This is a genomic window from Legionella sheltonii, assembly GCF_026191355.1.
GTDB classification, from domain to species: Bacteria; Pseudomonadota; Gammaproteobacteria; order Legionellales; family Legionellaceae; genus Legionella; species Legionella sheltonii.
The window spans coordinates 125,951-138,061 of sequence record NZ_JAPHOQ010000013.1; the positions used below are offsets into that span (position 1 = coordinate 125,951).

Consider the following 12,111-nt stretch of genomic DNA (forward strand, 5'->3'; position numbering starts at 1 on the left):
AATTTAAAGAGGATTAACTAATGAATGACAGTCACGTCTTTACTTCAGAGTCGGTTTCTGAAGGGCATCCTGATAAAATCGCAGATCAGATTTCTGATGCAATTCTAGATGCCATTTTAATGCAAGACCCCGCTGCGCGTGTTGCTTGCGAGGTGTTCGTTAAAACTGGAATGGTCTTAGTTGGTGGAGAAATTACTACCAAAGCTTGGGTGGACGTGGAAGCGGTAACGCGGCAAGTAGTTAAAGAAATAGGTTATAACAGCTCGCAAATGGGATTTGACTGGGAATCTTGTGCTGTACTTTCTGCTATTGGTAAACAATCTCCTGATATTGCCCAGGGTGTAGATAATAAAGAAACAAGAATTCTTGGCGCAGGGGATCAAGGTTTAATGTTTGGTTATGCCAGCCGTGAAACAGATGTCTACATGCCTGCTCCTATTGCTTACGCACATCGTTTGATGGAAAAACAAGCTCATTTACGTAAATCAGGCGCATTACCCTGGTTAAGGCCTGATGCGAAATGTCAATTAACTTTAAAATATGAAAAGGGAATACCTGTTGAAGTCGATACGGTAGTATTCTCCACGCAACACGCGGCTGAAATTGGATACAGTGATTTAATCGAGGCGGTACGAGAGGAAATTATTAAAACAACGTTACCCGCCGAATGGTTAACTCATAAGACTCGCTATTTTATTAATCCAACAGGTCGTTTTGTTATAGGTGGTCCTTTGGGAGACTGTGGACTTACTGGCCGCAAAATCATTGTAGATACGTATGGCGGTATGGCGCGACATGGCGGCGGATGTTTTTCGGGTAAGGATCCTTCTAAAGTAGATCGATCTGCAGCTTATGCAGCACGGCATGTAGCAAAAAACATTGTTGCAGCAGGATTGGCTGATAAGTGCGAGTTACAGATTTCTTATGCAATTGGTGTCGCTGAACCTACCTCTATTTTTGTTGAAACTTTTGGTACAGGTCGTTTAAAAGATAGTGAAATCATTGAATTAATACATACCCATTTTGATTTAACGCCACAAGGTATTATTGAACATCATGATTTACTGCGCCCAATCTACAAACAAACAGCAACTTACGGCCATTATGGACGTGAAAACTTTCCATGGGAACGATTGGATAAAGTGACGGAGCTACGTAAAGCCTTATAAAGGAGACTCTAATGGAATTAGCCAATAAAGCAGGAGCAGGAAGCAATATGGTAAAAGATTATAAAGTAGCGGATTTGTCGCTGGCTTCTTGGGGGCGTAAGGAAATAGCGATTGCTGAAACTGAAATGCCCGGATTAATGGCGTTGCGTGAAGAATTTGCTGCAAAAATGCCTTTAAAAGGTGCCCGTATAGCAGGCTGTTTGCATATGACAATTCAAACAGCCGTACTGATCGAAACATTAATTGCTTTAGGTGCTGAGGTTCGCTGGTCGTCTTGTAATATATTTTCTACTCAAGATCATGCTGCCGCAGCTATAGCAGCCAAGGGTATCCCGGTCTTTGCTTGGAAAGGTGAAACTGAGGAAGAGTATTGGTGGTGTGTTGAGCAAACGCTTTCCGGACCGAATCATTGGACTCCTAATTTGTTGCTGGATGATGGAGGTGATTTGACTCAAGTAGTACATCAAAAATTTCCAGAATTATTATCAGGAATTAAAGGAGTTTCGGAAGAAACAACTACTGGTGTCGCCCGATTGTATGAAATGGCCAGAAACGGTACCTTAAAAATTCCTGCAATTAATGTGAATGATTCAGTTACCAAATCCAAGTTTGATAACATGTACGGTTGTCGTGAATCGTTATTGGATGGAATAAAACGAGCTACTGATGTGATGATTGCTGGCAAATTAGCTCTAATTTTAGGTTATGGGGATGTAGGCAAGGGCTGTGCACAGGCATTACGCGGCCAGGGTGCGATTGTTTTAATCGCCGAAATTGATCCTATTTGTGCGCTGCAAGCGGCAATGGAGGGATATCGTGTTGTGACTCTGGATGATGTTGCCGAGCAGGTTGATATCGTTGTTACTGCAACGGGAAATTACCATGTAGTGACTCATGAGCATATGCAGCGTATGCATAATCAGGCTATTTTATGCAACATTGGTCATTTTGATTCTGAAATTGATGTACAGAGTTTAAAGAAATACCAATGGGAAAATATTAAGCCACAGGTTGATCATATAATATTTCCTGACGGTAAGCGTTTAATTCTTTTGGCTGAGGGACGCTTGGTTAATTTAGGATGTGCTACAGGTCATCCAAGTTTTGTGATGTCGGCCTCTTTTTCCAACCAAATTTTGGCTCAAATCGAATTATTTAAAAATGCGGATCAATATGACCGAGATGTTTATGTTCTTCCCAAATTATTAGATGAGAAAGTAGCTCGTTTGCATTTAGGAAGAATCGGAGCAAAATTGACTCAACTCACTAAGGAACAAGCAGACTACTTAGGTGTGGCGATTAATGGTCCTTATAAACCCGAACAATATCGATATTAGTTGAGGGTTGGGCTTGTAGCCCATAGCCGTCAAGCTAAGCAATCGGAGCTAAAAGCAATCTCCTGGAAAAGGGTTGGCAAGAAACTTAGTTTTCGTTTCTTTGACGGCAAAGAGAGCAAGGTCCTCAAAGAAATCAGCAATAAATAATTTTAAGCGATAGAGAGAAGAGAACGCCTTGGTCAGTAAAGCGGATTTGAAGAGGAGCAAGGCACAAGATTTATAAAAAGAAATGTCTTTTGCAAGATGAATTCTGACAGGATTACATAATAAGAAAAACAGCATCATTGTAATAAATTTGCTATATATTTCAGTGAGTAATCGAGTAGATTTATGAGTGCGGAAGTGATTTATTTTCATTAAAGATTTGCTTAACTTAAAGAATAACTCTATTTGCCATCGCAAGGCATATGTTTGATGTATATCCTCATCCGTTATTTGTGTTTTTAAGGTATTGGTAATGTAAATAGACCAATCTTGCAGAGCGAGAGCTTCTTTACTAGGCTTCATGCCTCGACGTCGCAATCCTTCTTTGAGCTTATGTCGCCGTTGTTCGGCGATTTGAGAAGGGAGTCGTGTTGCAACAATTCGCACGGGGATTTTGTCTTTTGCTCCTAAAAGTACGGGTTGTGAAAAGAGAGCTCCTGCATTAGAAAGTGTTTTTAGTAAATCAATCGGCTGATGATCGGTTTGAAACAAAGTGGTTTTAGTGCGAAAGCGAGTGACAAAAAAAGCACCTCCATCTATAATTTTCTGAAAGGAACTCAGTTTAAAATATCCTAAATCCATTAAATAAAGTGCATCTTTTTCTACTTCCCTAAAATAATGATCAAAGCCTTGGTCATTATGACATCCGTCGGTTAAAGTCAATGCTTTGATTTGTCCTTCAAGATAGTCAAACATGACTTGAATTTTTAGTGCAGCATCAGAGGCAGCTCCTCCACTTCCCTTAAATAATGTATTGAAAATACTCGGTAAAGAAATCGTACTGCTGTCCACAATATTGATATGGCTAAATCCTTTTAATCCTTTAATGGCAGACATTTTTTCGGCCTTGAAATGGTTTAAGCAAGCATTTGAAAGTGCTGCTAACCACTTCACCGTTGCCTCGTTAAAACGCTCGTGAATACCCTGTTTCGTGATAGATATTTTTTCTTTCCTAAGTAAACTACTCAACTGCTCCAAACTAAAGTGTGGATTAAGGTTCCCTACAATCAACGCTTTTATAAATGATGAAGCGGTTACTTTTGATTGACGTTTGGTAAATCCATATTCCTTACCAAGTGTTCGCGCTTCTTTAGTTAAAAAATTAAAGATTTTTTGTGGCAAATTTGATATTTTGTTTAACAGCATAGAGTCCCTTTTTCTTTTTATTTCCCGGCTAGGAAAAAATTTAAAAGGGTACTCTATCTTTTTTTCTAATTAATTCAACCGCTTAACACCAAAAATCTACTTCTTAGCTTGACGGCTATGGGCTTGTAGCCCAACCTATTACAAATACAGGGAGTCACCATCTATCGGAACATGCGTTTTTAGCAAAATACTCATCAAGCCTACGTTTCGTTCCTGGGCTTACCATCTCAGGCAAATGGTCGTAATCATACCAGGCCATCTGTTCAATTTCGTGAGAATACGCTTTTACAGAGGTAAAATTTTTAACGATAAAGATGATCGGATAGTCGTTGACTCCCATGTAGGTATGGAAATAAATACCAAATAATTGCGGTTCCTCAGCAGGAATTATTCCGACTTCTTCTTTTAATTCACGTATTAGAGCTTCTTGAGCTGACTCGCCGCTTTTGACGCCACCACCAGGTAAATACCAATGCGGTTGATAGGTGTGTTTTACCAAAAGGATCTGATGATCACGATTTAAAATAATAGCCCGCGAACCAAGGGTTATGAAGCCAAACCATGATTGTAATTTTCTTATCAAGCGTGTGGCTGATTTAAAAAAAAGCGATCGCAAGTCCATGACATTGTTTAATACAAACAAAGAGATAGATACAGTATATCGAGCATCCCAGGAATTTCAATGCGGTTTTAATTTTAATACATTCGGGATAATATAGTAACATTTTTGGACAATTTTGCCCTTGTTTTGCCCTGTGTCTTATAGCATACTGAATTGCGATGTATATTATAAGGAGATTTTTGCATGTTTAAATCAGGGATTTTAGGTCTAGGTCTTTTATCAATAGCTCATGGCGTTTTTGCTGCACCGGAGCAAAATGCAGTTCGAGTAATTATCAAATATAAAGAACAAATAACCAGCGTTTCTTCTTTAAAGTCACAGATAAAACAAGTAACCCAACTACCTGTAAAAGAATTTAATCCTATGGCGAATGGTGCTTTTTTATTAATTTTAGACACCACAAACAGTCCTTTGACTAAAGTAAATGATAATGATGAAACTTCTTCGATTTTGGAGCGTTTACGCAAAAACCCTCAAGTTTTATATGCGGTTAAAGACAGAGTAAGTTACTTTAAACCGGTTCCTGATCCTGAAATTCTAGGTGCAGGGAATTTATTATCTCATGAAAGCCAATGGGATGAGTTTACTCCTCCTGCCGGAATTATGTTGGAATCGAAACCTGGATTTAGAGATGGTGCTTGGGCCTATACGACAGGGCTTTCTAAAAAGCCAATAGTAGTAGCCGTCCTCGATACGGGAATTGCTTTAAATGATAGTCTGATCAACAACTTGGTGAAGGACAGTGTAGGTAATTTATGGGGTTGGAATTTTGCAGGAAATAATAATAACTTGATCGATGAAACCCGCTCTTATCATGGTACTCATGTTGCAGGAACCATTGCAGGCTATGGGAGTGTCATGAGCGGTATGGGTGAGGATTTAAAAATTCTTCCTTTAAAAATCCCTGCTGCTAATGGCATGTTTTATGAAAGTTCAGTGATTAACGCGATTTATTGGGCTGTAGGTGGCGAGGTTCCCGGCGTTCCGACTAACATTCATCCAGCAAAAATATTGAATATGAGCTTTGGGGTGGATAGGGGCCCTAAAGACGAAATTGATTATTGTGACCAAGCCCTACAAGAAGCAGTCTTTTTTGCACGCAAGAAAGGTGCGGTATTGGCCGTTGCGGCGGGAAATGACAACGTCTGGGAGCATTTTAATGCGCCAGCAATTTGTAATGGAACCATTAAAGTCGCGTCTACCGGCCCTGAAGGCCTTAGATCCTATTTTTCCAACTATGGTCCAAGTGTTACCTTAGCTGCTCCAGGCGGAGATAAGCGTTATGGCATTTGGGGAGGGATTTTATCTACAGTGAACCCAGGTGGTGGTTATAATGGATCAGGGTTTGATTTTTATCAAGGAACGAGCATGGCTACGCCACATGTTGCGGGTGTTGCTGGATTGATTTTAGCTGCGAGTGAAAAGGGACTGAGCCCAGAACAAGTGGAACAACTCCTGTATACCACAACCCATGATTTTGGTGTAAGTACTGACCCCAATAAATCCTGTGTGGGTAAAAAGCCTTGCGGACATGGCATTCTAGATGCGGAAAATGCAGTTAAAGCAGCTGCGGCAGGTTATGATCTTATCTTTTCTGCCCCTAAAGCAGAGTATTTAGCCATGAAGGATTGTGGAAAGAACGCCTTAACTCCTAGCAAAACGCGCATTGTTTCAGGAGATGGGGTTTGGATACAAAATCATACGAATTGTGATATCGCAGAGAGTTTCCAAAAGCCTTATATAGAACAAGATAAAAATGGAAATATTATTGCTTATTATGGTTCTGTAAGTTATCGATTGGATCAAAGTGCTTACAAGTCATGCCATGTGATTGGTTATGATGGGGTGGGTTGTTATTTATAAGCATTCACTGGAAAGCCTTGTCTGGCTCGACCTGAGCTCAAATCTGGCTTTCCACTTAACTCCCTGAGCAGCTGAATTTGACGCATCTTACTTAATAAACTCTCCGGAAGCTTCACCTACACTTTCTTCCTAGCGGAGGTATGACCCTTTGCAAGGACGATAGAAAATCTGATCGACAGATAGCTTAATGAAAGAAAGATGTATTCTAGAAAAAAGGGCGTAAACGTTTTGCTGTCGCACGTTGTTCCAGTTGTTCCGAAGACAGATTGCTTGGTTGGGGGCTGTACGAAGGGCGAGGTTTGTATAGGGAAGGCATGATGTTGAGTACTTCTTCAGCTTGTTTTAACAGCAGCTCTACTTTGTGCTCCAACAATTCAGGCTTATTTATTTTTTCGTAAAGTTGTTTTGTTTCATCAAGACCATTTAATATGGCCTGGTAATATTGTGAAATTGGTCCTCTAAGTGCAGCTATATGATCAAAAAGTGGCCCAACGGACTGATACTCTAAAAGCAGCGTTACGTCTTCTTCGAGTTTCTTAATCAAATTTAAAAAATGATTTTGTTGTGAAATCAGTTTTTGCATCCCTTTAATTAGCATATTCTGTCGGCTGGGTTTTCTTTGATGACTTAATTCAAAACTTAAATGATTTTTTTGATATCGGTTTGCGATTTTTAGTAAAGAATTCACGAGGAGAGAAAGCGCATGAAGTAGTTGCTTCAAATCTTCATTACCTAAAGCATAGGCAAGACGATCAAGGTTCATTTTAGGGGAATGTCGAGGTTGAATGCCTAGAAGAAAAAGTACGTTTTGATCAATGCTTAACAGAATAGCAAGAGCATCCTGACTATTTAAACGATATTGGAGAACTAATTGGATTGAGCAAATGGTATCTTCCATGGAAGAGTCTTCTTCTTTAGGAGAGTTGAGTATTTCCTGGAGAAGATTTTTGGATGACTCAATACTTTGAGTTGCTTCGTTAAGTAAATTTTTTAATTGCTCTGGGTTAATTTCGTTCATTATTTGCCATGCGCCACGTTGATGAATAAAAAAGCATCTTTATTTAATCATAACATCGTAATGAGATTTTAAACTATACTTTGTAAAATTAGGGTATATTTTATATACGGTGATGAACGAAAAGAAATTTGTGAATTTTAATGAGTTCTATCCTTTTTATCTCAATGAACATAAAACAATGATGTGCCGCCGTTTGCATGTTATTGGAACTTCTTTGGCCTGCTTTTGTTTCCTTTTTTTTCTTATTTCCTGGTATTGGCTATGGCTTATTCTGATGCTGGTGACAGGCTATGGATTTGCTTGGATTGGACATTATGTCTATGAAAAAAATAAACCGGCAACATTTCATTATCCTCTATACAGTTTAATGGGAGATTTTGTCATGCTCTGGCAGATTTTGAGTGGGAAATTAAAGTTTTAATTCCGGAGGACTATATTACGCTCCTGTATTTTGGAGCAAAATTAGTCTAAATTGCAAATAAAGCTTTCGCATAAGGAGTGTGCTATGATACTTGAGAGTCCTGCATTTACCCATAATGCCTTTATTCCTCAAGAATATACCTGTAATGGTGTCAATCATTCACCTCCCTTAGTGTGGAATGATGCACCAAAGAATACCCAATCGTTTGTTTTGATTATGGATGATCCTGATGCACCTATGGGATTATGGGTGCACTGGATTTTATTTAATCTACCTGCTGGCTGTCATGAGCTTAAAACAGGAACTGGCACTCCATCTCAAACAATTAGTGCACGAAATAGTTGGGGAAAAACAGGCTATGGTGGGCCTTGTCCACCCAGCGGTACTCATCGTTATTTTTTCAAGCTGTATGCTTTAGATACCTTCTTAAATTTAGGTGAGCATGCGACGAAAAAAGAGATAGAAACGGCGATGCAAAATCATATTATAGAGCAGACCGAATTAATTGGGAGATACAGTCAATCCTCTTAAAATGAACGTGAGGACTGGAGAGAATCCCTTCTCCCCATAGGGAGAAGGTGCCCGCCAGGGCGGATGAGGGTATTGGATTGCAACTTAAGAGCCTAACCTCTATTCCCAGCCTACAAGAAATTAAAATCGGGCAATCTGTAAATCGCAGCATCCTTCAGTTACGTCATTGAGATGTTCAACAACGCTGGCTAGACATCGGGTAAATAGATAGATGGGATTAAAAATAAGAGAAGCAATGGCTGCGCAGGTTGCAATAATTCCCATTACCGCATCAACAACAGTATGTGCAACGCAGGATTTAAATGCAGAAGAGGTATTGGCGCTGATTTCAGACCTCGGGGCAAAAATTGCTAATAACAAGGCAGGTATAACTAATAACATACTCGCTGCCAAGTAAATAAAACTTTTCAGAAAGAGCAAAAAGGCGTTAACTCCTAACCAGATAGGACTATGGATTGGGCGAACAAGCAGGTCAGTAAATTCACCAAGCTCATGAATAGGTTTAAAATAGGATGGATTAGGAATAGGAATTAATTCAGCGTATTTATTTCTTAGACTAGAATATCTATTCCACTTTGATGAAAAAAAACCAGCCATGATACTTTATCCCTCTTTATTATTTTTGAGGCGCGTATCATGCCAAGTAATAAAAGAAAAGAAAATACTTTGTCTTAAAAATTAGTTGGCTTAGGATGAGAATAATGGAGATGAGGCACGTACTGAAATATCATCTTTTTTGAGGCATTTATCGGTTTTTTATAGGACAAATTAGTGATTGTGTCATTCCCGCGCGGGCAGGAATGACAGGAATTTATCTAAACGTTTCGCCTCAGTGCTTAGCCCGCAATTTTTCCACAAGCAATTCGCTCACCCCCGCCACCCAAGGGAGGATTATCACTATAATTATCCCCACCTCCATGGACCATTATGGCATGTCCCTTAATGTCTTGGGTTTTTAAACGTGGTGCCAATGTGGGAGTATTGGCTGTTCCATTATTATCAACAATTAACACCGGCAAATCACCTAAGTGGCCTTCGCCGTAAGGACCAAGGTGCTTATTGGTGTTCGCTGGGTCTAAATGAGCGCCAGCATTTTTAGCATGATCACCACAGTCAGGATGCTGATGGATATGGAAACCACGAAGGCCAGCAGGAAGTCCTGTCAATTGCGGTTTAATCAGCAGACCGTATTTGCTGTCTTCAAAAACAACTGTTCCTATTGCAGTTCCATCTGTGGTGGTAATATCACTTGTTACTGTATCTGCAGAAGCTATTGACGCAATAAGTAAGGTCAAAGCACCCATGATCACCCGTTCTTTTTGTTTATTTTTCTTCATGGATAAATCCTTTCGTGACAATTTTTCTATTCTAACATAGCATATCACTAATACATTACTTAAATATTGAATTTAAAAAACGTGAATCATTATGGACTGTTAGAAATTAATTACGTCTTTATGAGCTTTTATTATGATTAAGAATTATTCAACGCCTGATATTAGAACCGCTACATTAGAGGATGCCGAAGCGATCGCACAGATTCATATCTGCTCCTGGCAAAAGATGTATCGAGATTTCATTCCGGAAATTATATTACAAAATTTATCCTTAAAAGAGCGAACGCAACAATGGCATGATTTGATAAAACAGGATGTTAAAGTATTAGTGATGGAAGTAAACAGTCAACTCATTGGCTTTGCAAGCATTTGTCCTTTTCGAGATTTTAGGGCAGACAACTCGATGGGTGAAATCAGTGCGATTTATTTACATCCAGACTATTGGCGAATAGGTTTGGGGACTAAACTATGTATGGCTGCAATTTCTGAACTTGCGAGTCAAGGATATAAAAAGATACTTTTGTGGGTATTTGAAGACAATATTCAAGCACGTAAATTTTATGATGCTTTAGGTTTTGAAGCCACAAGCGCAACCAAATTAGAAGAGTTTTATGAGGGCGGGGCATTATTAAAAGAAGTTCTGTATCAAAAAGTAATTGAGTAAGTTTAGCATCCAAAAAATTTAGAATTTGAATGCTGTGCACATGCATCATTGCCATGAAGAGAAGCGTTTCTCCACCAATGAGTTGTGTCCTCGAGGGCATCTTTCCATGGGAGAAGGGAAGTTCTTTAAGTTGTAGCCATGAAGTTGGGGCTTTCTTGCAAAATGGATGAACTTAAGTTCCACAAAACGTTTGATATACTCGTTCATGTGGCGAAGGCAAACACTGTAGGTTTTCGGTATTTTCTTGTTGTTGAAAAGGATTTTTCAATACGGCTAAAAGAGCATCCATTAAAGTACTGTCATTGTCTTCAATAACTGCATTAATTGCATTTTCAACTAAATGATTTCTTGGGATATATGCTGGATTTACCTGATGCATCTTAGATTTTATTGCCGTCACATCAACATCTTGCTGTTTAATACAATTTAACCAGTCAGAAACCCACTGCTTACTATGAGGCTGATTTCCTAAAGCTTTGATTAACTCGTTCTGATGGCTTTCACAATCAATTGCTTGATTGAGGAGGCGAAAGGTATTGGTAAAATCTGGTTTATGTTCTTGTAATAATCCAAAGAAATTTTTAATAAGATCTGCGGGATTCGTATTATTATCGGACAAACCCAATTTTTCTCTTATTTTTTTATTCCAATATTGAGCAAAAAGCGTATTAAACGAATCGAGAACTTCTTGCAATTGTTGAGGTGCTTTATCTGCTTCAAATATAGGCAACAAGGTTTTACCAAACTGTGCTAAATTCCATTTTGCTATGGTGGCTTGATTTCCAAATGCATAACGACCAGTAACATCAATGGAGCTAAATACAGTACCAAAGTCAAATTCATCCATAAATGCACAAGGTCCATAATCAATTGTTTCGCCGGAAATCGTCATATTATCGGTATTCATGACGCCATGAATAAAGCCTACCCCCATCCATTCAGCAATTAGATATGCTTGGCGATCTACAACTTTTTTAAATAATTCGAGATAAGGGCTTTCACAGGATAAAATCTCAGGATAGTGTCTTTCAAGGGCGTAATTTGCCAGCATTTTCAGTAAGTGGTTGTCTTTTTGAGCTGCAGCATATTCAAAGGAACCAACTCGTAAACTACTGGAGGCAACGCGTGTTAATACACCTAAAGGGACGAGGCCGTTTTGGCGATAAATTTTTTCTTTGCTTGCAATTGCAGCCAAACAACGGGTGGTAGGAATGTTCAATCCATGCATTGCCTCGCTGATGAGATATTCTCTTAAGACTGCAGAAAGCGGTGCCCTGCCATCACCCATTCGTGAAAACATTGTTTTTCCAGAACCTTTGAGCTGAATGTCCCATCGTTTTCCATCATGACTCCGTATTTCACCAAGCAATACAGCGCGACCATCTCCTAAAAGAGGAACATAGTACCCAAATTGATGGCCTGCATAAGCTAAGGCAATACTTTTAAGCTGCGGGGGGACTGAGTTTCCGGCATAAAAAGATAAGAGCTCATGTTCATTAGCAGAAGTAGAGGAGTTGGGAGCACCAAGATAGGCAGCTAATTCATGGTTGTACTTGACGAAATATGGGGCTGCGATCGGAGTTGGGGCGATCACCTCATAAAAATTAGAGGGCAACTTTAAATAAGAACTGCAATAAATTGAAGAAATCAAATTGGGCCAATCCATAAAAATTATGTTCTTGAATGATTAATAAAATCCCTTGAATAGCAATAAATTGAAAAAAAGGGAGCCTCTTATCTATATTATAACGTCTCTGTTAGGAACAATTGCTAAAATTAAAAGAATAAAAGGAATAAAT

General features: G+C 39.1%; 12 protein-coding genes. 6 read left to right on the forward strand and 6 right to left on the reverse strand.

Annotated features, from left to right (window positions below; genetic code table 11):
• Positions 1-20: 20 nt before the first annotated feature.
• Together metK and ahcY are read left to right on the forward strand one after the other, a co-directional pair.
• Positions 21-1,169, forward strand: coding sequence for a methionine adenosyltransferase (metK, locus tag OQJ26_RS15140; RefSeq protein WP_265704566.1), 1,149 nt, complete (start codon positions 21-23; stop codon positions 1,167-1,169).
• An 11-nt stretch (positions 1,170-1,180) separates the two neighbouring features.
• Positions 1,181-2,506, forward strand: a complete 1,326-nt coding sequence (gene ahcY, locus OQJ26_RS15145; protein ID WP_265704567.1) for an adenosylhomocysteinase — start codon at positions 1,181-1,183, stop codon at positions 2,504-2,506.
• Positions 2,507-2,554: 48 nt separating this feature from the next.
• Here the strand turns inward: ahcY and OQJ26_RS15150 are convergent, their stop codons facing one another.
• Both OQJ26_RS15150 and OQJ26_RS15155 read right to left on the reverse strand, forming a co-directional pair.
• Positions 2,555-3,856: an IS4 family transposase gene (locus tag OQJ26_RS15150; protein ID WP_265701860.1), complete on the reverse strand. Its 1,302-nt coding sequence runs from the start codon at positions 3,854-3,856 to the stop codon at positions 2,555-2,557.
• Between the two features lie 154 nt (positions 3,857-4,010).
• The gene (locus OQJ26_RS15155; RefSeq protein WP_265704568.1) at positions 4,011-4,439 is read right to left on the reverse strand and encodes an NUDIX domain-containing protein; all 429 of its coding nucleotides are present in this window, start codon (positions 4,437-4,439) and stop codon (positions 4,011-4,013) included.
• A gap of 222 nt (positions 4,440-4,661) precedes the next feature.
• On the opposite strand from OQJ26_RS15155, the gene OQJ26_RS15160 reads away from it, so the two are divergent.
• Positions 4,662-6,341, forward strand: a complete 1,680-nt coding sequence (locus OQJ26_RS15160; RefSeq protein WP_265704569.1) for a S8 family serine peptidase — start codon at positions 4,662-4,664, stop codon at positions 6,339-6,341.
• 205 nt (positions 6,342-6,546) lie between these two features.
• On the opposite strand, the gene OQJ26_RS15165 is transcribed toward OQJ26_RS15160, so the two are convergent.
• Positions 6,547-7,359: a hypothetical protein gene (locus OQJ26_RS15165; RefSeq protein ID WP_265704570.1), complete on the reverse strand. Its 813-nt coding sequence runs from the start codon at positions 7,357-7,359 to the stop codon at positions 6,547-6,549.
• Positions 7,360-7,471: 112 nt separating this feature from the next.
• On the opposite strand from OQJ26_RS15165, the gene OQJ26_RS15170 reads away from it, so the two are divergent.
• Together OQJ26_RS15170 and OQJ26_RS15175 are read left to right on the forward strand one after the other, a co-directional pair.
• Positions 7,472-7,780 carry an Mpo1-like protein gene (locus OQJ26_RS15170; RefSeq protein ID WP_058387989.1) on the forward strand — a complete coding sequence of 103 codons (309 nt, stop codon included), beginning with the start codon at positions 7,472-7,474 and terminating at the stop codon, positions 7,778-7,780.
• Positions 7,781-7,864: 84 nt separating this feature from the next.
• Positions 7,865-8,311: a YbhB/YbcL family Raf kinase inhibitor-like protein gene (locus OQJ26_RS15175; RefSeq protein ID WP_265704571.1), complete on the forward strand. Its 447-nt coding sequence runs from the start codon at positions 7,865-7,867 to the stop codon at positions 8,309-8,311.
• Positions 8,312-8,431: 120 nt separating this feature from the next.
• On the opposite strand, the gene OQJ26_RS15180 is transcribed toward OQJ26_RS15175, so the two are convergent.
• Both OQJ26_RS15180 and OQJ26_RS15185 read right to left on the reverse strand, forming a co-directional pair.
• Positions 8,432-8,908: a hypothetical protein gene (locus OQJ26_RS15180; RefSeq protein ID WP_265704572.1), complete on the reverse strand. Its 477-nt coding sequence runs from the start codon at positions 8,906-8,908 to the stop codon at positions 8,432-8,434.
• A gap of 239 nt (positions 8,909-9,147) precedes the next feature.
• Positions 9,148-9,648 (reverse strand): superoxide dismutase family protein, encoded by a 501-nt coding sequence (locus OQJ26_RS15185; RefSeq protein WP_265704573.1) that lies wholly within the window; start codon positions 9,646-9,648, stop codon positions 9,148-9,150.
• A gap of 133 nt (positions 9,649-9,781) precedes the next feature.
• Here OQJ26_RS15185 and OQJ26_RS15190 point away from each other — a divergent pair, with 133 nt between their 5' ends.
• Positions 9,782-10,312, forward strand: a complete 531-nt coding sequence (locus tag OQJ26_RS15190) for a GNAT family N-acetyltransferase (RefSeq protein WP_265704574.1) — start codon at positions 9,782-9,784, stop codon at positions 10,310-10,312.
• Positions 10,313-10,484: 172 nt separating this feature from the next.
• On the opposite strand, the gene OQJ26_RS15195 is transcribed toward OQJ26_RS15190, so the two are convergent.
• On the reverse strand, positions 10,485-11,978 hold the full coding sequence (locus OQJ26_RS15195) for a protein adenylyltransferase SelO (protein WP_265704575.1): 1,494 nt from the start codon (positions 11,976-11,978) through the stop codon (positions 10,485-10,487).
• Positions 11,979-12,111: the final 133 nt, after the last annotated feature.